This is a genomic window from Paenibacillus sp. VCA1 (assembly GCF_031583795.1).
Classification (GTDB): domain Bacteria; phylum Bacillota; class Bacilli; order Paenibacillales; family Paenibacillaceae; genus Paenibacillus_AQ; species Paenibacillus_AQ albilobatus.
Genome location: NZ_JAVLSX010000007.1, coordinates 257,072 through 281,206 on the forward strand (window position 1 = coordinate 257,072; position 24,135 = coordinate 281,206).

The following is a 24,135-nucleotide window of genomic DNA, read 5'->3' on the forward strand; positions in this document are numbered from 1 at the left end:
ACCTCCCGGTTGTTATTTGGGAATTCCGTATAATCGCCAAGGTTTCTTTCCTCCCCAAAAATTGCACATGCCGGACTCAGCCTGTATAGGTGCAATTTCTCCGGGATATCTGCCGCCAGCCCTATAGATAACCGCTTCCTCACCTGGTTTCAATGATATTTCGATAGATTGATCTCCATGCATCTTGTAATCCAGTGTTTTCCCTTGAGATTCAATCTTGAATCCCTGTTCTAAGCCTGTGATATCGGTAAGTAATCGGCAGGGCTCCCCAACAAGACTGAGGATGCGGATAAATTCCGTCTGTCCCTCTTTATAGACGGCGCTCACAAGAAATCCGCCTTCCGCGCGCAGATTGTGAATAACGGCTTCCTTCCACTCGCCTGGAACGGCAGGAAACACCCGAATCAGGTTTCCCCAGCTCTGGAGCAGCATATCCTGAATCGCCTCCGCGCCGGCCAGAGGCGTCTCGATGACCGGTCCCGCTTCTTTATACATCGTATTCGGTTTAATGAGATGCATCAGGGTGCGCAGATAACTCAGCGCCTCATCGCCGAGGCCCAGCGCTGCCGCTATAGAAGCCGCTCCCGTGAAGCTGAATCCGCGCAGATCGCCTTCCATGGCCATCCAATGTCTGAGTGTGCGGACGGCCACAGTCCGTTCTTCCTCCGAACGGCCGGCAATATGCAGCGGAAATACGGCGAGTAGATGGCTGAAATGCCTGTGGCCGAACTCGAGGCCGAGATCCTTCCCGATTCTGTAGCCTGATTCTGGATCAACCGGCAGCGGCGTCAGACGGGCAAGAATTTCATTCCAACGAGTCCGCAGCGGGTCCTGAATCTTGAGCCTCTCCGATGCCTCCAGTAATGTTTCGCAGCCCCAACGCAATAGCGAAAGATCGTAATGGGAATCGCGGGTGGTGAGCTGTTTGAAGGAGCCATATTCAGGCGATACCATGAAAGGCAGATGAAGCCTGCCGTCTTCCCCTTCCTCCAAGAGATGCATATACAAGCAAATGCTGCGCCGAAGAAGCGGATACAGGAAGTTACGAAGCATCTCCTCATCCATTGAGTAGCGATAATGTCTCCAGCAGTTATGCATGAGCCACGTCAAATTTCCAACTTCATCATCGACCGGACTGTTCAGATCGTAGCTGCTGCTCCGCCCGAGGCCGGCTGAATCACTGCGGAACGGTTCAGGAACGTTATGTATCAATTGTTCCTCATTTTGCTGGAGTGAAGAGATAAGAGATTGTCCAAGCTCCAGCCGATTCGCGGCATATATTGGCGAATAGCTCATCTGGACGTTCATATTAAACCAAAGTCCCGGCCACGGTGTTGACGTCATCCACGGGCCTTGGTTATCTATGGGCAGCTGATCTTTTCTGGTTGCGGAAGCTAGTTTATACATCTGAATCCAGTAAAAGCTCTCGAGCTGCATATCCGGAATCGAGAGGAAGCTTGCGGGATAGTAATCATGCCACCACTGACGATGTGCGGAAATCCATGAATTTAATCCGGACTCTGAGATATCGATCCCTTCAAGCTCCTGGCAGGCCTTTTCCCGGTCCAGATCGGAAACCCCATTCATCACAGTCAACAGGCACACACGCCGGTATCCGGCCACATTCTCGCCATCTCCCTTATGCGCCCCTACCATCCCGAAATCATGGAACTTCCATGCCGTTGTGCAGCCTTCGGCTCGGCCGTAGTGTTGAACACCGAAGGAAATCCCTCGTTCTTCGCTCCTCTCAATGGCCGTTTCGGGAATATATTGATTGAAATTAACCCCATCGGCATTTTTCAGGATCGGGCTCACTTCAGGATAGGCGTACCAGTTCATTTTCGCCCCCTGTTCACTTTCATCGGTGTCAAGTTCAATGAACACAACAGGCGATATGGCATGAACCAAAGCCCGTAGCCTTACTTCTCCCTTAGTTGTAGTGATAATCGCCCGCATTTCGGCATTCCATAAGTCAATCCGAATCTCGCAGGGATTGTAGATCCATCCTTCCATTTCCAATGCCAGCTCTCCTATAGGCACCCGTACGGGAAAGTTCTTGGCACCGCCTTCGCGTGAAGCTGTCACGTCCGTACGTCCGAGCACGAATCTGAGCACATGACGCTGATCACGGTGTTCTTCGCTGTATATCATGGCTCCGAGAAGCCCATTTCCTATAAAAGCTCCCTCGTCCCAGCTGATAGGCTTGGTCTTCCACAGCATGTCATGCCTCGAGAGAAAGGATGGCCAATCGATATTTGTCCGTAAACACATTGTTTTTCCTCCTTTTTGGGATGATACAATTTTTATAAAGGTGACCCAAGTTTCCTTCAATCTATTTGTCTGGTATGTATCCGCTTTCAAAAATACTCGATTCGTCAACCCTAAAAATGTATGATAAATCACTATTTCCCTTTATATGCCATATTAGCTTCTGTGCATAATATCGTAGCATAAATCCCGACGGTATTAATAGAAGAATCGATCGGAAGCAACAACAAAGATAACCCGGGAAACTAAGAATGAAGTAACGGGTTTTGTTTAAATAGACGAAAGACGTGTCTGGATTGATCATTCACAACGACCAAAGACTCCAGACACGTCTCTCGCTTATCACGATATGCAGGTTGGCGCCCAAATCAGCATGTCCCTGCCTTATTCCTTCACGCTTCCCATTACCAGCCCGGTCATGAAATATTTTTGCAAAAACGGATAAACAGCCATGATCGGCAATGCGCCTATAAAAATTTGTGCCGCACGTGTAGTCCGATCCGAGATCTCTGACAAGGTTTTAACATCCTCTGCGCGCATGTTGGAGAAATCCTGTTGAATGATAGCCGTCTGCAAATAAGTGGCGAGCGGGTAATGACTTGGCGAATTCATGAGCATGAGGCCATCGAACCAGGAATTCCAGTGCCCAACGATTGTGAACAGCGTGACCGTCGCAATAGCGGGCAGAGACAGCGGGAGATATATTTTCCAAAGCGTTATCCAATGACTTCCTCCATCAATGAAGCTCGATTCCTCCAGCTCCTTGGGCAGTCCCCGAAAAAAATTGAGCAGCAGAATGACATTAAACACCGTTACCGCCCCTGGAATGACTAGCGCCCAAATCGTATCCAATAAATGCGTGTATTTGATCGTCAAATACCATGGAATTAAACCGCCGCTGAATAAGATCGTAATTACAAAATACCAGGCATAAACGGTCCTCATCCGGAAATCCTTCGTTTCTTTGGAAAGCGCGTATCCGAGCGTTACGGTTAAAAACATACTAATACCAGTACCCAATATTACCCGCTGAATGGAAATCAGGAATGAGCCCAGAAAATCTTTCTTCTTCAAAATAAATTCATATGATTTCAGTGAGAATTCAACCGGCCACAGCTTGACTAGCCCGGCCGCTGCAGCGCTGCTGGAGCTGAATGAGACGGCAATGACCTGGATAACGGGAAGGATGCAGAGCAGCGAGAGCGTGATCAAAAATATATGATTGCAAAGATTGAACAGGCTCCGCGTTACCGAGGCGCGTTGAATCATTGTGTTAATCCCCCTATTCCAGTTAAAAGATTCGGTAATTCGCAAACCGGTACGCCAGCCAATAGGATACCGAGATCAGCAGAAAGGAAACGAATGATTTCAGTAATCCAATAGCGGTTGCCGGGCCATATTGAGCATCTGAGACACCGATGCGGTAAATCAATGTATCCAGAATATCTCCGCTTTCGTAGACTTGAGGACTGTATAAGTTAAACACTTGGTCGAAGCCCGCATTCAACACGTTGCCCAGGCTGAGCGTGGCCATTAGCACAACAATCGGGATCATCCCCGGCAGCGTAATATGGAGGGTTTGCTTCCAGCGGTTTGCGCCGTCTATGGTGGCCGCTTCATAAAGAGACGGATTAATGCCTGTCAACGCGGCCAGGAATACGATTGTGTTGAAGCCGAATTCCTTCCACGTATCCGTCAGAACGAGCGTGATGGGAAACCAACGGTTATCGCCGAGGAAGTATATCGGTTGGATGCCGAACCATCCGAGTGTTTGATTGACGATGCCGTGCTGTAGAGAGAGGACATCGATAAGGATGCCGGCGAGAATGACCCACGATAGGAAATAAGGAAAATAGATTAAAGTTTGAATGCTGCGCTTCACAACCGTCTTACGGATTTCATTCAACAGAAGAGCGATGACGATCGGTACGACATTGCCCATTATAATTTTCATCGTAGCAATGTAGACGGTATTCCAGATAATACGGTACGTGTTCGGCATTTCCAGGACGTATTGCAGATTGGTGAGCCCGGTCCACTCCGAGCCCATAAACCCTTTGATCGGTTTGAAATCCTGAAATGCAATAACATTGCCGAACATAGGAATATAACAATAGATCAATACAATAACTAAGCTGGGAAATACCAGTAAATGCAAAGGTATCTCGCGGCGCCATTTGCCCGTTTTCATCTGTCATCCCACCGTCCGGTGTATAATAAAGATTTTGGTCCTTCTATTATTTGGAGGTTGAAGCCCACTCGTTTACTTCTTTCGTAATTTGGTCGCCGCCTGATTTTTTCCAATTTTCCACGAATTTGTCGAATTCATCTAGCGGCGCACCAACGATGATCTTCGTGATCATTTCTTTCTCTAAATTGAGCAGTGTCGACCATTTGAGCGTCATCGTTGGGGTCTGCAAGCTAGTGCGATATTCATTGGTATACAACAGGTCATTCTCCTTGTAATAATTCAGAACGGCGAATGAAGAGTCTGTCGGACCTGCTTGTCGTACCGTCGACCACTTCGATTGATCGCCGTTCTTGAACGCTTGATAAGCTTCGTAGTCCGCTTGTTGCTCACCGTTTAATGCTGACGGATCACTGGATGCTACAGCTTTTTTTAATGCCTCGTAACGTCCGGGTACATCCTTATTGGGCGGGAAGCCATAGACGAACGGCCACTTGAACGCTTCCAGTCGTTCCTTCGTCACCGGGTCCTGCGTCACGCTCCATTTGTTCCAATCACCCGTTTTCCCGTAAAACTTCTCGAAGTTCGCGTTAAACAACTTGACTATAACTTCGGGATGCTTGAAATTTTTCTTTACAACGTAGTAGGTGCCGATTGGAAAGCCTACGGAAGGACGAGCCGGTTTATCATCGATTGAAGGGATCGGATACGCTTTCCAATCCATATCCGGATTCAGCTTGCGCGCATCATCGAATGGATAGAAAGGATTGGAGTTCGCCCCGAAGGTAATGCCAAGTTTATTCTGTCCGAGCAATTCCGCCTCCTTGGCCGCGTCCTTCGCCCCGAATTCCTTATCGATCAATCCGGATTTGTACAGCTCCTGCAGCTTCGCAAGGGCAGGCTTCATTTCCGGCTGAATCGCCCCATACGCCAACTGGCCAGAACCATCCTTGATCCATGTCCCGTTCGGATTAGCATGATATGCATTGAAGAAACTCTCCAAATCGGCAAAACCATCATAAATGTTCTTGTTTGCTGCCAATCCTATAACGCCTTTGCCGCCATCACCATTCGGATCCTTGGTAGCGAACGCTTCCATGATATTGAATACATCCTGCATGTTTTTGGGGTCAGGCAAGTTTAACTTCTTCATCCAGTCCGAACGAATCCAAAGAACGTTAGCATCTGTAATGTTCCCATTAAATCCGGGTATCCCCAAAAGCTTTCCATCGATCGTAGCGGAGGTCATAGCCATACCCTCATCCTGCTTGGCTACATCCTTCAAGTAGGGGGATGCGTAATTCTCAAACACTTCTGTAAGATCGGCTAACTGGCCGTCCTCCGCCAGCTGCTTGAACTGTTTGGAGTTCACGGCCACAATATCCGGCAGCTCGCCGGAAGCGATCATGAGGTTCAACTTCTTGTTGTATGCGCTTTCGCTCCCGCCGGAATTGTCTGCAACCCAATCATAGATCAGATTGATGCCGAGCTCGTCCTTGTAAGTCCTTGTCCAGAGGTTATTGCCGATATCCTCTCCTTGCGGAAATTTATAACTTCCATTAATCCCGCGTACCGCATGAACATCAATTGGAGTCTCGTATTTCCCGAATGGCCCCGCAGCATCTGCTGTCGCCGGTGTGCTCTTGTCGCCGTCAAGGGACTGACTGCTTGCTGTTTGATTGCCTGAATTGCTGCATGCCGTAGTTAGCAGGGCGACACCCATGAAGCAAGCCATAGCCGTAAAGACAACCTTCCGTCTATTCAAACCAACTTCCCCCTCATCGCATAGTGTGGTGTTACTCCCTTCCTCTGTATTATAGGAGGATGATTTGTGCGCTATCTACTGACGCATCAATACTTGTTGTCACCAATATTTACTTCTGCAGTTCGCGATATTCCTGCGGTGTAAGTTTGGTGATCGATTTGAAGAACCGGTAAAAGGACCGTTCGGACAGAAACCCGACACGCTCCGAAATGTCGCTCATCCGAATGTCGGGATTTCTAAGGAGCTCCTTGGACTTCTGCAGCCTGACTTGTTTGATCGTCTCTGTAACCGACTCCCCTGTATGATGCTTGTACAATCTCGACAAGTATGATGGGTTGAGCGACACGAAATCGCTTAAACGAGTCAAGGAAAGGTCTCCGTTCACATACTCATGTATATATTTCTTGATTTTCGTGATGACGTCGTTCTCGGAGTTCGTCTGTCCCTCCGATCGATGGTTAAAAATCAACTCTGCTAATTCTCGCAAATAATCAAACGCCGAGCTCCATGTCTTATGGGCTTGCATCATCGTCAGCTTATCCAGGTCCATCTGTTCGGCAGCCAGGCGGAGAACAGAGTTGTAATTCAGAATGGAGATGTAAATGACGACTAGCATGTAGTACCACTCGGTTCTGGCTTTCTCGGTCTGCTCATCCTGGGCAGCAAGCAAAGCGGTTATCCCATCAAATGCAGCCAAGAAGGCCTCACGCCGTCCGGCTTCCAAATCATTTTTTAAGTCGATCCATAAATGGGTCTGTAAGGGACTTTTTACTGGTTCGAAACGGTCGTGATCCGTGCCGTAAGCTTGGTCGGTCAATAATAACTCTTGACCCAAGCCAAGCCCATATCCGAATAAACGTTTAATCGTTATATAACGGATAGGCAGCTCCTCCCAGCCGCAAGGCTTGCTGCATACGATAATGGACAGTTTGATCTTGAGCAATTGCCTGCTTGTATGTTGAATTTGCTCCAATGTACCTTGCACAAACCTGAGGATTTGATCCCACGAATCTTCAGCATCGGATTTCGGTTGAATCAACCAAACCATGCGAAAGCGTTCGTAATCCGTGAAAGCGACACGAGTCGAAACCCCTAGCAATTCTTCTGAAATATTTTGCACCGCATATATGATTAAGGCCCGGTCGAATGTGCTTAGGCCCTCCCGCCATTCATCTACGCGGCCTACAACTAGAAGAACGGGTTTGGAAGGGTCGAGTGAAATGGACAGCTGAGTAAACTGACTGTGACGGTTGCCTAGCGCATAGGATTCTCCTTGAAGGATATCGCGGAGGTAATCTTTCTGAATATAAGGCAGCGCCCGCTGCAGCAAAAGCGTCGTTTTCTGAAGCGTGCTATGCATGACCATCTCTTCGTCCAGCTTCGCGATTGCTTTCTTGACAGATCCGATAATAGTTTCGTCGGTCTCCGTTTTAAGCACGAAATCGAACGATCCGTTTCGCATCGCTTCGTGGATAAAGGTAAATTCGTTATAGCCTGTCAGGAAAATGACTTTGCAACGCGGCCAAAGCTCCATAATTCGCTGCTGCAGTTGGAGTCCGGTTATTCCAGGCATCTGAATATCGGACAGAACAATGTCAATCTTCGTTTGCTTGAGCCAATCGATCGCCTCCAGCACATTGTAGGCACGATACACCTCCAGCTCCATGTCTACCTGCTCTTGAAACAGATCGGCCATCCCGTCCACAATCACATCTTCATCATCAATGATCAACAATCGATACATTCGGTACCTCCCTAATCGGAATGCATATCTCGGTTCGCAACCCACCAAGGCAGCTGCGCTTAACAAGGACACCGGCATCGGTCCCGAACTTCAATTGCAGACGCCGATGCACATTGATTAATCCCGTCGTTTCCATATGTTCATGATGAGAATTCAGTTTGGCTTCAAGCATATTCAATTGCTCGTCAGTCAATTCTTCTCCATTGTCCTCAACAGCAATACAAATCAGTTCCGTCTTTACCTCAAAAGAAACACGTATGATTCCGTTCGTAATCTTGTTCTGCAGTCCGTACTGGTAGGCGTTCTCCAGAAGTGGCTGAATGATAAGCCTTGGTACATTCAGAGAAGCATACGTGCACGGCATACCGGCAAAATCGGTTTGCAGTCTCTTGCGGAAACGGGCCAACTGGATATCCGCATAAGTACGGGCGTGTAACCACTCCACTTCCAGCATTACCTCATCATCCGCATTTCTCGTAATATATTGAAAATAGTTTCCGAGGTGTTCAACAAAGCGAATGGCGTTTTTATTGTCATCCGACGCTATCATGCGCTTCAGGACAAAAAAGCTGTTATACAAAAAGTGCGGGTTGATTTGCGACTGCAGCTGCTTCAGCTCCGCGCGCTGGCTATGAATCTTTTGTTCGTACACTTCCTGGATCAACGTGTTCAGTCGGCTCATCATCGTATTGAACTGCCGATACAGGTAACCAAATTCAAAGGCCGTCTTGTAGGGAATCGAAACGTCCATATTGCCGCTCTCCACGAGGCGAAAAGCGGATACAAGCGAATGCAAAGGCTTATGGATCATCCGATAAATCCAATAAGAGAAAATGATGATGACCGCTACTGATAATATGGACAGCACTAACAGCATCACGAAATAATGACTAAGGGGATCGAGAATTTGTTTCTCGGGCACATACACGAGCAGGGTTGCATCCAGCATCTCGGATGGTTCGAACGTGACGAGGTAGAACTGATTGTCAATCTTGAGACGTTCGCTTCCCGTTTTATGATCGCCAGATTGATTCTCCCATAGCTTCTTCAAGGTTTGAATAAGTGCAGCTTCCCGGGCTTCTTGGGTGGAAGTGATATACCAATCTTGCTCTCTCGCAAATAATACGGCCCCCCCTTCCGCTGAATTGGGAATTTGCTTAAGCACGTCTCTCAAGCTTTTCAAATAAATCTCAACCTTAATGATCGAAGTCGGCGCCTGCGCTGCGGTCAAACCTAAGGGGAATAAGCTGCCCATGAAGAGGCGATCGTCCAGCATAGTGAAAGGCGACAGCGTTTTATATTGCATAGCGCGAATCTCGCCTATTTCTTTAGCCGGAATGGCCGCCTCGTCATAGCCGCTCCCATGAATCGTGATTCCCATCGAGGGGATGTACAACTTCGAATTTGAAATATACTGGCTAGAATTATTCAAGAGAAAGAGCTTGCTCTCCAACCGATTCAACATTTTAAATCGTTCAAAAGTGGGGATATTCGGGTACAAATTGCTTAAAGTAGACAATTCGCCGTCGTTAATGAATTCCCGCATGGATTTGGTCACCCGACTCAGTTCGGCTTCATACGAGGATAAGTAGAAATGAACCCGGGATTGCATCGAATTCGTAATTTCCTGACGGACGCTTGCCGCACCTGACATGTTGATGTATAGACTTAAGGTATACATTGGAATAATCGACAATAAAAAAGCTAATACCAGGTTGAGATAAATAGATGATTGCCGCAGATGCATTTATTCCCTACCTCCTAATATCCCATGAAAGAAATAAAGCAACCGACGGAATCCCGTAAGCTGCCTTATTAACCCATTATAAGTCTACCCGAACCATCTTTCGTCAATAACTAGTTTCGATTTATTATGACCCATTTTAATATGATAGGCTGCCGATTCAGCCGGCAGCCTGTTTTTACATTAATCCTATATCCCGTTGACTCCATTAGCCTGTTACCCGATTGACATTCCAAGCTTCTCTGCTATTTTAAGATTATTTTATTTTTGATTAATGACAGGTTCTTTCTTTACTCCGATTTAATTTTATATTTGGTTTTCACATAAGGATTTTTAATATATTCCGCCCACAAATCTTCAACGGATTGACCTGTTATTTCTTTAAAATCATTGATATTGAACGTATCCTGTTGCATTTGTTTGTTTAAAATATCTACTACTTTATTATTCTTGTTTTGTTCGATCCATAACAGAAAGCGTGCAGTTACTCCATAACCGCCATTATAATTATCCGTTTCTTTGGGATCGGTAAATTTCCAATCTTCATGGTGAGGTCCGTATACATATCTAACATAATCTGCGATTCCTTCTGTAATCCACCATGTCTCATCGTCGTACCTTGGATACGCTTGTACAATGTGAGTTAACTCATGTGTAAATAGCCCTAAATCCCATGGATGATTCAGGATCCATTCAGAGCTTACAACAATCATCCCATTATCTGCATAGGCTACTCCATCGTATGTAGGATCGAATTTTAAAATCACTTTTTTGGTTGCAGTTTTTGGGTCGGCAGCATACTTGGACAACAATTTTGGATAGACATCAAAATATAGATCAACAAAATCACTAATAATAGGATTCATTGCTGGATTATCCACGTCATTAATCACTTCTAAGGTATAGCCGCGTTTTTCATATTGTCCACCAGAATCAACAACATGAGAATTAATAGCGCTTTCATTTGCCGAAACAATAGGGGTACCACCTAAAGTACTTAAAAGAATACCTGCACAGACGACACTACTCAACAATTTTTTCATGAAAGATCGATCCTCCTAATTCTATTATTTAGATTTGATAGATAGAATATAAGATTCCGAGATGGCTGTACCTTTAAGCGGTATGATCTTTAATCAGCATGAAAACATGTTAACTTTAAAAAAAACGATTTCCCTCCTTCCTTTGTATGTTAATTTCTTATGCTCACCAATCACGTTGTACTGACAATCCTATCATCCTGTAATAAAGCAACCAACAGAATCCCGTAAGCTGCTTTATAAAACCGATTATAAGTTAAACAGACACAATCCTCCACTGACGATTATTGATATTATGATGACGAATTTTTACGTCCGTGAGTGTAGTTTGGTGATTATGCATTCTTAAATATTATTCAGGATTTGATTCATGTATCTTGCCCGACTAGATTACAAATCGATTTTCAGTATAAAACGAATAGTTAAGCCCCGGCTCCAGAGAAACTGGCGCAGGGGCTCCTTAGCAATCTCAAAGTTCATTCTCACTTCTCATATCTGCGGAACTGGCTGTCACATTGCAATAAACTTGGCATCCGCCCAATCGCCGTGATCGTTGCCAATTCCATCGCCGGCATCGGTAACGACTAACTTTAGTTGTTTCTTTCCACGAACATCAACATCAACAAACTTGGCCGGAGTGTCTCTTTTCATCGTCCCGCTGTCAAACAATTTCTCACCATCGGCCCATACTTGAAAATCTACGGATCCGCTATCGTTATTGTTTGATTCCTGATCAAGGCCTACGTAGCTTTGAAAGCGATCATACCCTTTCCCGGCAATGTCGTAAATGATTTCTGAATTCGCATGCGTTCCAATTCCTTTATCATAGGTGACAACGCCCGAATCAGTTAACAATTTAATCGGGTTCCCTCCGACACTAGCATCTCGATGAATCGTTCCCCAGCCAGTTGTCGCATAAATCCACGGAAGTTCGCTTAAATACAATTGTGGAGTGATGTTAAAATGAATCTTATATGTTTTCGTCACTGATCCATCTGCCGAGGTGACGGTAATCACGGTGGTACCCGGAAGTTGTTCAGCCGGTGAAATATCTACCTTGACATCGTTATTGGCCGGAATGACTTCCACCGTGGGTACATCCGATATCGTGCCTTCCAAGAATGTCATGTTGTAATCTTTGGTTACGTGATCAAAACTTGAGAAGGATTCCCCGTTGATCTTGATGTCATCTATTAACAATTCTTTCAACAACTTAGCTCCAGCCCAATCAGCATGATCCGCTCCATTGCCGATGCCACCGTCTGTTACTTCCAACGTAAGAACATCGACATCGGAAACATCAACATTGACATGTTGGACATCCGCGTTATCTTTCATTACACCGCTATCATAGAGCTTTTTCCCGTCTCCCCACACTTGAAAGATGACAGCCCCCCCCTGAGTTTCACCGTCTAGTCCAATATCAGAAATAAACCTTGAAAAGTTTTTACCAATATAAAATGAAACTTTAGAGTAGGCATGGACACCCAATCCTTTTTCATACCCTTTACCGTTCAGAGTGATCATGTTGCCATCACCTTGATAGTTCCCACCGACACTTGTATCCCTTTCAGCCGGACCCCAGCCGTTTGAAACGTTGCCGAAAAATTGCATGTCGCTCAGAAATGTATCTTCTATCGGAAGGGCAGATGGGACTTGTATGGAAAATCCTGATCGTACTTGCGCCTGAATTCCCCCAACAGAATTGAACTTGGCATCCGCTGTAAGATGACTCCAGCCAGCCCCAGCGTCTTGAGGCGCCGTCACCTTCCAACTCACCTTAACGGAATTGTATTTATCTTCCGGTGAAATGGTTTGAAATTTGGTGTCCGAATCAGGGGTTGCTTTCCATCCTTTCGGTACATTTAGATTGAGATCCACGTTACGGACAGCCACTCTTCCATAATTGGTCATCGTTGTTACAATCGTTTTGGTTTCACCTGGGGCTATAATGGAAGGACCGTCAAACGATATACTAACAGCGGCAGGCGCCTCGTTCGGTGTTCCCGGAGTGACACGGTAGGTGACCGCTGAAAATGGTTCAACATCGGAGACAATTTTGCTGGCATAACTCATGATTTGGCCAGTCCAATAGTCTTCAGCCATATAAGCCGAAGCATGTTTGAAACCTAATTGTTCCGGTTCAGCACTGATTGTTGTCTTTGCACTAGTGCGGTTGACCAATGTAATCAATCTACTGCCATCAGTAAGCGCTTTCACCCAAACCTCTTTACCGTCATTATTGATCATGCGCTTAAATCCCTCAGCCGAAACCTCATTTCTCGTTTCCGGGCTGATGCGATACATCATAATTCCGTGAGACGGGACAGAAGCACTGATTTTGTCTGTGGTCGTTGCCGTTTCATGTGTCCAAAGATTCCGAACCGTATAGGTTTTCATGTCGACAGAGAATGGTATGCCTAATTGACTAAGACTTATCTCCACATTTAGCGCAGCATCGCTTGAGTTGAAGAACACCACGGCTTTGTCCCCATTGGCCATCGGTTTCAACAATACCATACTACCGTCGTTTTGCTGCTTGATGGGATGTCCTTGTATACCGATTGGATCCTGATTCACCGCAATCACTTCTCGATTGGTGTAAATATCCATAATTTCTTGGGGAGCATTCAGTAAATCGGTACCCGCGAGTAATGGCGAAGCCATTATGGACCAAAGACTAAATTCAGTACGATATTCTTCTAGACTCATGCCCCCGTTACCGATTTCCAACATATCAGCATCATTCCAATAGCCCGGACCGGCATACGGATACAGTTCAACATTCTTAAGGAAAACGACTAACATCCTTAGATACGAATCACTAATATCGCCGATGGTCCGCCACAGATTGCCCACCTGCTTGCCCCATAACCACGGATCATCGGCTCCTCCAACGCTCATACTGAAAACAATGTCCCGTCCTGTATCCGCAAGCGCATCGCGCATCTTCTCATAACGTTCCTGTACCGGTCGACCCTCAGGGTCGCCACAATTATCATACTTTAAATAGTCGATTCCCCACTCGGCAAAACTTTGGGCATCTTTCTTTTCATAATTGAGACTCCCCGGATAATTGGCACAAGTCTTGTTACCTGCGCTTGCGTAAATACCAATTTTCAGACCGAGAGAGTGAACATAATCGGCGACTTCCTTTATCCCATTTGGAAACTTTTCCGGATTGGGAACTAAATTGCCGTTTTCATCGCGTTGACTAAGCATCCAACAATCATCGATGTTGACGTATTGATAGCCCGCTTCTTTCATCCCGGAATCAACCATCTTTTTAGCCGTTTCCTTCACGAGATCGGCATTAACGTCACAATGAAAGGCGTTCCAGCCATTCCAGCCCATCGGAGGCGTTTGTGCAAGTCCATTGTCAAGTGCATAGGCTTGCGAATAATTGAACCCTAACAAACCAATGACCAGCGTAAACAAAAACAAAAGCGTTGCCAACGACTTTTGAAACCATGGGTGATTCATTAAACATATCATCCCTTCTTTATTTTATTCTCGTCCGGATTGCCTATTGCAACAGTCGGTATAAGAACAGACCAATCCTCCTTTCTTCTCTGAAAGGATATATGCGGAAAGAAAAATCAGAGCCAATCTTTAGGGATGGAATACAAAAACATCGACTTGATGCCCGGTAAACTTTGAAAACTGAACACTTTGGATGCCCTATGCCCTCCGGAACCTGTTATTTTTTTGGCGTGATTCTCCACCTTCTTTTCAATATTAGGAGGAAAACGCTCCCAATTTAAAATAAATATACAATTCTCTTTTTTGTTTTGCAATACTAACTTTTCTTGAGATTTTTGCAATCAATTTGAAGGAATGCTTCATCTTGCGCATTTAACTATATTAAATAAAAAAAAGCCCTTAAAATCAGGCTTTAGCATTTTATGTAATGTGGTTAATCTATTCGTTCCTTTGATAGTAAATAATAAAACGATGTATTGAATGATCGTGCGTTCCACCAAAAACTGCGATTTTTGGGTGGAATCAAATTTTAGGCGGAATCAAATAGTGACCGAGTTCTATGGGATGTGTTTAAAATTTTGGCAGCCTGTATACCGGCCACAATACCAGCCTGAAAATCTTGCGAATGTAATAAGCCAATACGGTCGTTGCGGTCCATGCACTGCGCTTATTCTCGATGTATTGATCGTTGATCATATAAGTCCGAGTGGAAGTAGGGGGTTTCAGACCCATCTCTTCCCACTTCGCAGGATCATTCGAACCTCCTAGCCTTACAAGCATATTCGCCGACTCGCTATTTATTTTATCCGGAATTTGCTCGTAAGCTTGGGTGATTTGCGCATGAAATTCGTCGATCGGATTGCGGCTGGCAAGGCTCTCTAAGTGGATGCCTTCGCGAAGGTAGGAAACGTATGCCAGATGATCAGCCCAGGACTGGTCGATATAAAAAAGCCGCACCCGCTTCTCGGAAGGGCTCATCGGCTTCTCGCCTTTCAAAATTTTGAGCCGTTCCTCGTATAGAATTCGCCTTTGATCCTCCACCATATCCGAATAACAGTTTAGTTCCTTTTGGATATCGAAGTTTTGGCCCATAATAACACGCTGAATATGCGCAATTTTGTTGTGGAGCACCGGCTCATAGAGAGCCTCATCCTGCCTGGGAGCGCGAATCATTTTATCGATGCCGAACCTAAGCATTAACTCGTCTTCCAAGCTTACGAAAAATACGGAAGCCCCCGGATCGCCTTGGCGGCCAGATCGCCCGCGCAACTGGTTATCGATCCGTACGCTTTGGTGCATATGCGTACCAATCACGTACAACCCGCCCAGCTTGGCGACAACTTCCGCTTGCGTGGGGTTGCCGCCACCGAGCCGAATGTCGACGCCGCGTCCCGCCATATTCGTAGACACCGTCACGGCGCCGAGTTCTCCCGCTTTGGCGATAATCTCCGCTTCCTCTGCGTCGTTTTTCGCATTCAGAACATGGCAAAGGTACGCCAGCAACCGCTAGCGTCTCCGCCAGCATGTCAGACTCCTCGACGCTTGACGTACCAATGAGAATCGGACGTCCCGTCCTATGAACGGACGAGATTTCTTGTACAAGCGCCTTAAGTTTGGCTTCTTTATGGGTATAAATCCGGTGCGGATGATCGATCCGTATGTTAGGCCGGTTCGGCGGAATTTGAACGACCTGCAGCGCATAAATTTCTTCGAATTCCATTGCGGAAGCTTGCGCGGTAGCGGTCATTCCGCAAATCTTCGGATACAGGCTAAGGAAGTGTTGAAGGGTGATCGTACCGAGAATTTTCCCACCGGCTATGAGCTGCAGCCCTTCTTTGGCCGCAAGCGCGGCTTGCAGCCCGTCCGGCAAATGCCTGTTCTCTGCCACGCGGCCGGTATATTCGTCAATCAGCTCGATTTTCCCGTCCCGGACGATGTAATCGATGTCTTTTTTCAATAACAATTCCGCATGCAGCGCACAATTTAACGACATTAACAAATGACTATTATGGCTTTCGTACAAATTGCCGCATCCCAGCAGCGATTCCGCTTTAGCTGAGCCCGCTTCATTTAAATAAACGTTCCGCTTAAACTCATCGAAGTCGTAATGCTCATCTTGCTCGAGCTGCCGAGCCACTTCTGCGAAACGAATGCCGTCATTACCGGAAGAGCCCGGCTCACCTGCAATGACTAGCGGTACCCGCGCTTCGTCGAGAAGCAATGAATCCGCTTCGTCGACGATGACATAGTGGAAAGGACGATGCACAATATCGGCTTCGCACATTGCGATCGTGTCGCGCAAATAATCGAATCCCGCCTCTTTGGCCGTTACGTAGGTTATATCCTTGGCATACGCTTCCCGTTTCTCGGACAGGCTCATGCCTGTTTGAACCGAGTTTACCGTTAACCCGAGGAACCGATAGATCGGGCCCATCCACTCCGCATCCCGATTTGCCAAATAATCGTTAAAAGTCAGCACATGAACGCCTTCGCCGGTCAGCGCATTTAGATAAGCAGGCATCACGGCCGAGAGCGTTTTTCCTTCACCGGTATGCTGCTCGATCAAACATCCCTCATGCAGAGCGATGGCAGCCATGATTTGGACATCGTAAGGCTGTAATCCGAGCGTTCGCTTCGCTGCCTCACATACTAACGCATAAGCATCGACAAGCAGATCGTCCAAAGGCGTACCCGATATTGCTTCCTTTCTCAGCCGGAGAGATTCTGCTTGCAGCCGCTGATCTTCCCAAGCTTCCAAATTCCGTTTTCGGATGAGCTCCGTTTTGTCCCGATAACCTTTCAGCTTTTTCCGGGTATCATAGTCTTTGATTTTTTGCATCAACTTGAGGGCTGTATTCATCGGAGTTTGATCTCCCCTCGGTTTTGTGCGCGATTCTATATTACTCATCCTTTAATCGTCGTTGATACAAAACAACAGATACCATCGTTAATACAACCGTCCATGCCAAAATAATGAGGAGCGGTTTTAATAATTCTCCCGTCGTAAGGCTTATATTGCGTGTATCTAGCAAATATACAAGTTGACTGCTTGGTACGTACTCCAGCACTTTGAAGATCGGAAAATCCTTCACTAGCAACGCTCCATATGGTGCCGAAGTGAATACGAACAGCAAGGGAATTACAAATAAGGATGCTTCAAGCAACGTCTTGGAAAATAGACCACATATCGTCCCGACTGCTGTGTATAGAATAATCGAAAAAATGATTGCTGCCACAAACGCCCATATACTAGCTGGCTTATATCCCAATATATACGTAACAATAGCCAGAACAACAGCAGATATTACAAAGACAAGAGCACTTTTACCAATTAAAACATCCATGGTCGTGGCCGGAGTCATCATTAATGATCGTAAAGTGTTACGCTCCTTTTCTTCCGCAATCAAGCATGCTTGTACAAAACTCGTTATTATGGTAAACGATATATTTAGAACTAGACCTAAAATAAGGCCTACAGTTCCAACCGAGGATAGGTCTTGGCCTTTAAAAAGGAATGATAAGAGTATTGGGAAAATCAACATAATGGAGATCGCATAATTGCGTGAAAACTCTTTGTAGTCCTTCACAAATATCGCCCCGGCACGTTTTAATGAGATACTCATCGTAACCCACTTCCTGTCATTTTAATAAAGATATCACCTAGACTTGGCTCTTTCGTTTCTAATCGATCAATGAACCCTTGTTTCATCCAATCGGCGATTTGATCGGCCGTTCTCTCATCGATCGGAAGCTCGTAGGTTTCCCCATTGATTAAGTCAACACAAACTACGTTTTCCCGATGTTGTTTTTTAAGTTCCTTGGGTGAGCCGATCGCTTGGATTTGCCCTTGATACAAAATTGCCACACGGGTACATATCAATTCCGCCTCAGCCATATCATGCGTCGTAAAAAAAATCGTTGTCCCTTTCTCATTTAAGTAGCGTAACCCTTTATAAATATGTGCTGAATTTACTGGATCTAAAGCAGAAGTAGGCTCATCTAAAAACAATAATTCCGGCTCATGGATAATCGCGCATGCCAACAAGACACGCTGACGCATCCCTTTCGATAGGCGCTTGACTTTCTTTTTGCGCTCTCCGCTTAAGTTCACAAACTGCAACACTTTATCGATCGAAGATTTAGGTAGATCATATAACATACGATACAGCTCCAGATTTTCTTCGATCGTTAACCTCTCATATAGACCGCTGTTATCCGTCAAAATGCCAAAGCGCATCTTCTGCGCAGACTGATGCATCTTCTCCGCCGGCTGGTTGAATACACTTGCCTTTCCGCTTGTCGGATTTAATTGCGCCGTTAAAATCTTGATTAATGTCGTTTTTCCCGAACCACTCGGACCCAGGAAGCCAAGAATTTGCCCTTTCGGAATGGAAAAGGACACGTCTAATAACGCATCCTTATTTCCAAATCTCTTTCGAATATGTTCTACTCGGATCACATCCATGAACACCACTTCCTTAGCGTTGATGGCTTAAATATATAAAGATTGCATGCTTCCAGCCATCAAAAACCGCCGAAATGTAGCTAAATTCGCCTGAATGGTACCATGAAATGCTTGATGGATTCGATATTGCCCCGGAAATGGCATACGCTTACGAAGTTATGTTTGCTTCGCAAGCATGCATTTTAAATGTTAAGAAGAGCTTTTAATTCCTGCAGTTTTGAACGGGATAACGGAACCACGGCATCTTTCCCCGTATTTAATCGCAGGCTGTAGCTATTCTTCGTCCATGTAATAATCTCTCTTACTTTTTGCAGATTAACGATGTAGGATCGATGACACCTGAAAAATCCGAAATTCAACAATCTCTGCTCGAGCTCGGTTAGCGTCAAAGCACAGACATAATTTTCTCCACCTACATGAACAAGGATCGAACCATCCGTGCTTTCTATGTAATCGATTTCAGGCGGATCAAATAAAATCACTTTGTCATTTCTTTTTGTAGATATCTTCTGCAAGGTCATATTGGCCTCATCTTGTTTCTGCACTTCCTGCTTATCCTCTTCGGAGTCCCGAATATCCAATGGATAAAATCCGGATTCGTTCAATCGATAAATGGCATCACAGGAAATCATGGCATCCTCTAAATTCGAAGTTAAAATTAAAATCTGCTTTTCTTTCGAAAGATCATCTAAAATCCGTTTGAATTGACGGCGATCCTCTTCTTCCAAGTAAAAATAGGGTTCCTCCAGTACAAGTGTAGGCTGATGCGCAAAAAAGACACGCAGCAATGTCACATACATCCTTTTCGATGAGCTGAGATCCTTGATTTTTACCTTCCGTTCTTCTTTTAAAGCAAAATAATCCATTAAAAAGGCGATACGCTCATTCCGCTCCGTTACTTTGATTAGAAAAGTGACCAGCTCTTCCACCGTTAAACGCATGTACTCGTTTTGCCCAGCTCGAAATACATAATATATGGAACGATCCGCTAATTGATTCAATAAAAGCTGTTTTCGCTTCAAGTCCGTTATAATGCCCATCGATTGGTTTGATGTTATGCTTAATTCGATCTTCGGTAGAAGTATTTTCCCATCATCATAGATTGGTTGAATTTGCATAATTAGCACTTCGTTCCCCATATAATTCCCTCTCTAAAATAAAACGCCCCAAGCAATCGCTTTGGGACGATTCGTAATCGTGGCTCCACCAAGTTGTATTGCTGTTGCACAACCACCCTAAATTTGACTATAACGGGCCGCTTAGAAACCGGCATTTTCATTCCCTGTGTAGCGAAAAATGATATACCTTGTTTCATCAATCGCTTTAGATTATTGGGTAAATTTTACTTTCATTCGAATCTGCTGTCAATATTACATAGAACATCCCGAAATAGGGGGCCATCATCTTCCATATTAAACAACTAAAATGGCTTAACGACCATTAGCACCAATACGGCAATCATCAGCAGCTGTGCTGCTGCCTCGACGGGTACGATCTTTTTTATCATCCGTCTGAACTCGGCGGGTATTTCATTACCCTGGTCTTGACTTTCAGATATGCTCTTGATGATCTTTTTCATGCGCGGCTCGATCCATCCGTCGATCAGGACGACCATGAGCAGCGCTAAAAGAATGGATACATTCAGCCACATTTTGGATAACCCCATCTTGGTTATGATCATAAGCCCAACTCCGGTTAGAATAAGTACGAATCCGCCAATTTTAGGCATGATGGCCAGTTTGGTCGTTATACCTAAAACAAAGTGCAGCTGGCCGACGCTTCTAGCGGATCTACGAATGATGGGCGTCACGAAAGCAGGGCCAATAAAGGCGATCGAAGCCAATATATGCAAAACGAGCAGTAATCCAAATAATCCCATGATCCCCTTCTCCTCAGCTCACCGGAATATTGCTTTGATAGGCTAGACCGACCCTTTTTCTTTTAAACGATCCTCCAAGCCCAAGATGGTTGAGCATACACATTACGACATCGTCATAAGCCACATTCAGCTCTTGAAATCTGCTGAATAAGTGACCGGCTATCTCTGCCTCGGAAAGGTCCTTGATCGTCTCCTGCATAGGAACGGGCAAGATTTCCGTTGTTACATGTAGATGAGCAGAATCTGGATGCTCTCTCGAATCTATCATGGTTCCCGGACACATCATGGACCAGTCGAGTTCAGTCCGTTGCAGCCTTTCGAAATTCCGGTTGTGATTTTTATACTCAGGCGGAAAGCCGGGTAAATTGTTGCCGATCAGATCAGTATATGGAATATCCAGCAGGCCGGCTCCTCCCATGACCCACACCCGCCCAGAGAAACTAGGCTCCAATTCACATTGGCTTATAATGTTATCGACGATACGGACAAACTCTTCTCCCTGACCCGCATGGCCGGCCGCGATAATAGCGGCGTCTTGATGCGCGAGCGCATCACGGACGCTCGCCGGGTCCATCATATCGTCCACGATCACCTTCACATGCTTTGCGGAATGCTCGCCTAGTTGAGCATAAAGCTTCTCGGAATTTCGCACAAATGCGGTCATCTCATGCCCCATTTTTATCCCTTGCAAGAGCACTCTTTTCCCTGTATTCCCCGTCGCTCCAAAAACAATAATGTTCATTGTCCTTGCCTCCTCTTGAATGGTCCCCCATATTTGGTTAACCCAAGCTTAGCATCGCTTCATTATGATGATAAGAACCCACTTTAAAGTAGGGTACTTACTTAAAAGTAAGCTTGGCGGAAAAGAATGTTCCAGGAGTGCGACTGTAGGCAAACAAAAAGCTGCCCGGAATTCCGAGGCAGCTTCATTTTGAGTTGACTGTATTCGTGTGCAATCCATTGAACCGGTTTTAGGACGCCGGCTCTTCATATTTCCGCTTATTATGCTTCTCTCCCCAAGCACACATGACTTCCGCTACAGGAATCAATGTTTGGCCATATTCACTAAGGGAATATTCTACTTTCGGAGGGACAGTAGGGTAGACCGTTCGATCGACTATGCCTTCCCGTTCCAAATCCCGGAGATGTTGTGCGAGCATTTTTTGTGAAACATCGGGGATAAGCTTTTCCAGATCGTTGAATCGCTTTGTGGATTCAATCAAATGCCATAAAATCATCGGCTTCCATTTGCCACTTAGAACATGAATGAGCGTCTCGATTGGACATTCACGCTGATGAATCATTAATGAATCATCCCCTTACTTGTAAGTAAGTGCATTACCTGAAAATAACATAACAAAATCTTACGATAGCGCTACAATCAAGTCAATCATTGAAACTATAAATGTGGTCATTATCGTCAGAAGCAAAAAAAACCATAAAGAATGCAATGTAAGTTAAAATTTATAATGGAATGCATAATGCGGGGACAGAAAAACAATACTACCTGTGATCGGAGTACCATTTTTGTAAAGGAGATCCTTCACCATGCATTCAGGTTTCGAGAGCCCATTTACACGAATCCACCTATTGTATCATGCGAATATAAATGCAATTACGCCTGAGGAAATCCAACCCGAAATTAACAGCCACGGCTATCATTTGAGTCCACAGCAAGTTAAACAGGAGCTGGATCATCTGACGAGCGAAGGTTACCTTACTAACAAAGGTTCCCAATACGACATTACATTAAGCGGAAAAGATGAACTCCGAAATGTCCAGCAACATTTGGAGTCATTATATCAAGAAGTGTTACAGAATAAATAATAAGCAGCTTTCTAATGAATACCAAAATCAATCCCCTGTACGGTTTATAAAGCGTACAGGGGATTGATTTTGAATCCATTAACTCAAAGACCAATAACCATTTTCGGCGGCATATCGCCCCCCCATGACACGACCGCCCCCCTGCTTTAACGAGACGGCTGTATACAATCGAATCCGCTCGGACTCTTGTGTAGGTCGTTCCGACTTGTCACTCTTCCATTCAAAGGTGCAACCTCCAGAACAACAGCGTGGTACGAACGGCAATTCAACTGCGATAAGTTATTTCACCGAACAATAATACTAGCAATACCCCTCCTATAAATTACCTTCCTTTCTTCAATCCCATTTAGGGATCTTTTCACCATTACCCCATTAGTTAAGATCTAATAGACGATACCTATACTAGTGTTTCGATTCATTCGAGCTGTTTCTACTCGTTTAACAATCCATTTGTTTCTTCCTTTGTAGATAGTCCCCGTGTGTTTTTTAATCAATTTGTATCCGTTTATTTTATATGGATCTCTAGAAAAAGCGGCGGCTTTTGCCTATGTCATGCAAACCAATAGGTGTCCGCACAATCCTGAGCAGAGGCTGAAGCGTATGTATGTGAACAAAGGAGACCGATCAATGCTTAGATTAATGTGTAAAGGCAAGATTCACCGAGCCACTGTGACGGAAGCCGACCTGAATTATGTTGGAAGCATTAAATGATTCAAGTGACCAGTTTGAGGAATGCAGCCCGTTGGAAAAACTTACGCGCTGTCAGCGGCCGAGAACACCGGAAAAATATGTTTGACCGCCCCCTGCGCACCAGTTTCAGCCCCGTGATATCGTGATGATCTTAAGCTTGGGACTGATGGACGAATCTGAGATTGTGAAATGAATGGCTTTTAATACTTCTGCGAAGCAACTGGAGGTAAATCGTTTGAAGAAGGAAAAATATAAAATGGGGAAATTGGGAAAGTACAAATTCATGAAGAAATATAAAATGATACGCAAATTCTTGCCAGACACCCGAACAGCAACGTTATCTAACATTAAAATAATGCTGGGGTTGTATAAATCAGTTTACTTAAAACCCGATGAGGGAACAGGCGGTCATGGGATATATAGAATCCATAGGGACAAGAATAGCCTTATTTTGCGCACCGGTTCAAAATCACGCATTTTCAGCTCATTAAACGACTTATATACTTCAATCCAAAATATTCTAACTAGGGGTAAATATATTGTTCAAGAAGGAATTGAACTGTTAAAACACAATCATCGTCCGTTCGATATCAGAGTTATGGTACAAAAGAATGGAAAAGGAATATTAGATGTTACGGGGATTATCGGAAGACAAGCGAAGCGAAATAAAGTGGTAACGAATTATCATTCAGGAGGAACTCCCTTACCTGTAGATACCTTACTCAAATCGCATCTGAATGACGAATCAAGGAAACGGTACATTCAGATGCTTGAGAGATTAGGGAAAGATGCGAGCACTGTCCTTGGTAAAAGTTATAGAAGCAAACGAGCATTCGGAGTTGATATAGCCATTGATAATAAAATGAATCCCTGGGTCCTGGAGATTAACACCAAGCCTGATATGAGCATCTTTAACGTTTTGAAGAACAAAACGATGTACAAAAGGATTTTAAGATACTCGAAAATTAAAGGATGAGCAGTAAGCCGCTACTATGTTGATAAATTTGGTTTTTGTCGTCCTGCACTTTGGCGTTAAAAAAAG

At 45.0% G+C, this 24,135-nt stretch carries 16 protein-coding genes and 2 pseudogenes; 3 read left to right on the forward strand and 15 right to left on the reverse strand.

All coding sequences use genetic code 11. The features are described 5' to 3' along the window. Positions 1-12 precede the first annotated feature (12 nt). From RJP21_RS17860 to RJP21_RS17930, 15 genes and pseudogenes are all read right to left on the reverse strand, one after another. Positions 13-2,220: a glycosyl hydrolase family 95 catalytic domain-containing protein gene (locus RJP21_RS17860; protein WP_310860477.1), complete on the reverse strand. Its 2,208-nt coding sequence runs from the start codon at positions 2,218-2,220 to the stop codon at positions 13-15. A 432-nt stretch (positions 2,221-2,652) separates the two neighbouring features. Next, positions 2,653-3,537, reverse strand: a complete 885-nt coding sequence (locus RJP21_RS17865; protein ID WP_310860478.1) for a carbohydrate ABC transporter permease — start codon at positions 3,535-3,537, stop codon at positions 2,653-2,655. A 22-nt stretch (positions 3,538-3,559) separates the two neighbouring features. Then, the gene (locus RJP21_RS17870) at positions 3,560-4,459 is read right to left on the reverse strand and encodes an ABC transporter permease (protein WP_310860479.1); all 900 of its coding nucleotides are present in this window, start codon (positions 4,457-4,459) and stop codon (positions 3,560-3,562) included. Positions 4,460-4,505: 46 nt separating this feature from the next. Then, positions 4,506-6,221 carry an extracellular solute-binding protein gene (locus tag RJP21_RS17875; RefSeq protein ID WP_310860480.1) on the reverse strand — a complete coding sequence of 572 codons (1,716 nt, stop codon included), beginning with the start codon at positions 6,219-6,221 and terminating at the stop codon, positions 4,506-4,508. Between the two features lie 109 nt (positions 6,222-6,330). Further along, the gene (locus tag RJP21_RS17880; RefSeq protein WP_310860481.1) at positions 6,331-7,965 is read right to left on the reverse strand and encodes a response regulator transcription factor; all 1,635 of its coding nucleotides are present in this window, start codon (positions 7,963-7,965) and stop codon (positions 6,331-6,333) included. Then, positions 7,943-9,712: a sensor histidine kinase gene (locus RJP21_RS17885; protein ID WP_310860482.1), complete on the reverse strand. Its 1,770-nt coding sequence runs from the start codon at positions 9,710-9,712 to the stop codon at positions 7,943-7,945. Before RJP21_RS17885 ends, RJP21_RS17880 begins: the two co-directional genes overlap by 23 nt. 287 nt (positions 9,713-9,999) lie before the next feature. Next, a complete protein-coding gene (locus RJP21_RS17890) occupies positions 10,000-10,752 on the reverse strand; it encodes a basic secretory protein-like protein (protein ID WP_310860483.1) in 753 nt (250 codons plus the stop codon). A gap of 507 nt (positions 10,753-11,259) precedes the next feature. Continuing rightward, positions 11,260-14,232 carry an NPCBM/NEW2 domain-containing protein gene (locus RJP21_RS17895; RefSeq protein ID WP_310860484.1) on the reverse strand — a complete coding sequence of 991 codons (2,973 nt, stop codon included), beginning with the start codon at positions 14,230-14,232 and terminating at the stop codon, positions 11,260-11,262. Positions 14,233-14,802: 570 nt separating this feature from the next. Continuing rightward, positions 14,803-17,092, reverse strand: a pseudogene (locus RJP21_RS17900) (preprotein translocase subunit SecA). Between the two features lie 40 nt (positions 17,093-17,132). Continuing rightward, a complete protein-coding gene (locus RJP21_RS17905) occupies positions 17,133-17,855 on the reverse strand; it encodes an ABC transporter permease (RefSeq protein WP_310860485.1) in 723 nt (240 codons plus the stop codon). Next, positions 17,852-18,697 carry an ABC transporter ATP-binding protein gene (locus RJP21_RS17910; RefSeq protein ID WP_310860486.1) on the reverse strand — a complete coding sequence of 282 codons (846 nt, stop codon included), beginning with the start codon at positions 18,695-18,697 and terminating at the stop codon, positions 17,852-17,854. The genes RJP21_RS17905 and RJP21_RS17910 overlap by 4 nt, the downstream gene beginning before the upstream one ends. A 182-nt stretch (positions 18,698-18,879) precedes the next feature. After that, positions 18,880-19,836, reverse strand: coding sequence for a LytTR family transcriptional regulator DNA-binding domain-containing protein (locus tag RJP21_RS17915; RefSeq protein WP_310860487.1), 957 nt, complete (start codon positions 19,834-19,836; stop codon positions 18,880-18,882). A 281-nt stretch (positions 19,837-20,117) separates the two neighbouring features. Further along, the gene (locus RJP21_RS17920) at positions 20,118-20,576 is read right to left on the reverse strand and encodes a DUF2269 family protein (RefSeq protein ID WP_310860488.1); all 459 of its coding nucleotides are present in this window, start codon (positions 20,574-20,576) and stop codon (positions 20,118-20,120) included. Positions 20,577-20,589: 13 nt separating this feature from the next. Beyond that, positions 20,590-21,318 carry an NAD(P)-dependent oxidoreductase gene (locus RJP21_RS17925; RefSeq protein WP_310860489.1) on the reverse strand — a complete coding sequence of 243 codons (729 nt, stop codon included), beginning with the start codon at positions 21,316-21,318 and terminating at the stop codon, positions 20,590-20,592. Positions 21,319-21,547: 229 nt separating this feature from the next. Continuing rightward, the gene (locus tag RJP21_RS17930; protein ID WP_310860490.1) at positions 21,548-21,880 is read right to left on the reverse strand and encodes a winged helix-turn-helix transcriptional regulator; all 333 of its coding nucleotides are present in this window, start codon (positions 21,878-21,880) and stop codon (positions 21,548-21,550) included. Between the two features lie 244 nt (positions 21,881-22,124). Between RJP21_RS17930 and RJP21_RS17935 the strand changes: the two genes are divergently transcribed. From RJP21_RS17935 to RJP21_RS17945, 3 genes and pseudogenes are all read left to right on the forward strand, one after another. Next, positions 22,125-22,403 (forward strand): hypothetical protein, encoded by a 279-nt coding sequence (locus RJP21_RS17935; protein WP_310860491.1) that lies wholly within the window; start codon positions 22,125-22,127, stop codon positions 22,401-22,403. 627 nt (positions 22,404-23,030) lie between these two features. Further along, positions 23,031-23,277, forward strand: a pseudogene (locus RJP21_RS17940) (aspartate 1-decarboxylase); the annotation flags it as partial. 51 nt (positions 23,278-23,328) lie between these two features. Further along, the gene (locus RJP21_RS17945; RefSeq protein ID WP_310860492.1) at positions 23,329-24,069 is read left to right on the forward strand and encodes a YheC/YheD family protein; all 741 of its coding nucleotides are present in this window, start codon (positions 23,329-23,331) and stop codon (positions 24,067-24,069) included. The last annotated feature ends 66 nt before the right edge of the window (positions 24,070-24,135 follow it).

Excerpts from the sequence above, each read along its gene's own strand:
- RJP21_RS17930 (WP_310860490.1), bottom strand. The coding sequence starts at position 21,880 with ATGATTCATCAGCGTGAATGTCCAATCGAGACGCTCATTCATGTTCTA.
- RJP21_RS17935 (WP_310860491.1), top strand. The coding sequence starts at position 22,125 with ATGCATTCAGGTTTCGAGAGCCCATTTACACGAATCCACCTATTGTAT.
- RJP21_RS17920 (WP_310860488.1), bottom strand. The coding sequence starts at position 20,576 with ATGGGATTATTTGGATTACTGCTCGTTTTGCATATATTGGCTTCGATC.
- RJP21_RS17885 (WP_310860482.1), bottom strand. The coding sequence starts at position 9,712 with ATGCATCTGCGGCAATCATCTATTTATCTCAACCTGGTATTAGCTTTT.
- RJP21_RS17890 (WP_310860483.1), bottom strand. The coding sequence starts at position 10,752 with ATGAAAAAATTGTTGAGTAGTGTCGTCTGTGCAGGTATTCTTTTAAGT.
- RJP21_RS17925 (WP_310860489.1), bottom strand. The coding sequence starts at position 21,318 with ATGAACATTATTGTTTTTGGAGCGACGGGGAATACAGGGAAAAGAGTG.
- RJP21_RS17865 (WP_310860478.1), bottom strand. The coding sequence starts at position 3,537 with ATGATTCAACGCGCCTCGGTAACGCGGAGCCTGTTCAATCTTTGCAAT.
- RJP21_RS17910 (WP_310860486.1), bottom strand. The coding sequence starts at position 18,697 with ATGGATGTGATCCGAGTAGAACATATTCGAAAGAGATTTGGAAATAAG.
- RJP21_RS17915 (WP_310860487.1), bottom strand. The coding sequence starts at position 19,836 with ATGGGGAACGAAGTGCTAATTATGCAAATTCAACCAATCTATGATGAT.
- RJP21_RS17860 (WP_310860477.1), bottom strand. The coding sequence starts at position 2,220 with ATGCTGTGGAAGACCAAGCCTATCAGCTGGGACGAGGGAGCTTTTATA.
- RJP21_RS17880 (WP_310860481.1), bottom strand. The coding sequence starts at position 7,965 with ATGTATCGATTGTTGATCATTGATGATGAAGATGTGATTGTGGACGGG.
- RJP21_RS17870 (WP_310860479.1), bottom strand. The coding sequence starts at position 4,459 with ATGAAAACGGGCAAATGGCGCCGCGAGATACCTTTGCATTTACTGGTA.
- RJP21_RS17905 (WP_310860485.1), bottom strand. The coding sequence starts at position 17,855 with ATGAGTATCTCATTAAAACGTGCCGGGGCGATATTTGTGAAGGACTAC.
- RJP21_RS17895 (WP_310860484.1), bottom strand. The coding sequence starts at position 14,232 with ATGAATCACCCATGGTTTCAAAAGTCGTTGGCAACGCTTTTGTTTTTG.